The organism is Mycolicibacterium novocastrense, from assembly GCF_001570485.1.
GTDB lineage: Bacteria > Actinomycetota > Actinomycetes > Mycobacteriales > Mycobacteriaceae > Mycobacterium > Mycobacterium novocastrense.
In genome coordinates this window covers 1-1,029 of sequence record NZ_BCTA01000044.1, presented here as the reverse complement: position 1 = coordinate 1,029, position 1,029 = coordinate 1, and the positions used below count along the sequence as shown (strand labels likewise).

Below are 1,029 nucleotides of genomic sequence, written 5' to 3'. Positions count from 1 at the left end.
TGTGGCTGGTGTGGGGGTGGGGGTGGGTTATGTGGGTCGTGCGGGGTTGACCGCGGCCCGGTTTGTGGCGTGTCCGTTCGGGCCGGCGGGGTCGCGGATGTATCGCACTGGGGATGTGGTGCGGTGGCGTGCTGATGGGCAGCTTGATTATTTGGGTCGGGCCGATGAGCAGGTCAAGGTTCGTGGGTATCGCATCGAACTGGGCGAGATTCAATCGGCGTTGCTGGGTGTCGATGGGGTGGGGCAGGCGGCGGTGATCGCGCGTGAGGATCGTCCCGGTGATAAGCGCCTGGTGGGTTATGTCACCCAAACACCGGGTGGCTCAGTGGATCTGGCTCATGTGCGCAGTGTGCTGGGTGAGTGTTTGCCGGCGTATATGGTGCCCGCGGCGGTGGTGGTGGTTGAGGCGTTGCCGTTGACGGTCAACGGCAAGCTCGATGTGCGGGCGTTGCCGGCGCCGGGGTATGCCGGTGCGCGGTATCGCGCCCCTGGTGATGCGGTTGAGGAGGTCCTGGCGGGGATTTATGCCGAGGTGTTGGGTCTGGATCGGGTGGGGGTCGATGACTCGTTCTTCGATCTGGGGGGCGACAGCATCTCCTCGATGCAGGTGGTGGCCCGGGCGCGTGCGGCGGGGTTGGTGTGTCGCCCGCGTGACATTTTTGTCGAGCAGACGGTGGCCCGGCTGGCGCGGGTGGCCGAGTCGGTCCAGGGCGCTACCGGGCCGGTCGATGAGGGCACCGGGCCGGTGACCGCGACTCCGATCATGGGCTGGTTGACCAACCGGGATGGCCCCATTGAGCAGTTCAACCAGACGGTGGTGCTGCAGGCCCCCGGTGGGGTCACCGAGGCCGATGTGGTTGTGCTGGTGCAGGCGCTGCTGGACCGACACGCGATGTTGCGGTTGCGTGCCGAGCGTGACGGCCAGGGCGGATGGTCATTCGTCGTTGCTGAACCCGGGTCGGTGGGTGTCTGTGTGCGGTCGGTGCAGGTGTTCTCCGATGAGGCGTTGGTGGCGGCGCGGTCGCGGTT

1 protein-coding gene is annotated in these 1,029 nt (G+C 66.7%); it reads left to right on the top strand.

Features of this window, described 5'->3' with window-relative positions; all coding sequences use genetic code 11:
* On the top strand, positions 1-1,029 hold a 1,029-nt coding region (locus tag RMCN_RS18050; RefSeq protein WP_165604459.1), incomplete at both ends, for an AMP-binding enzyme.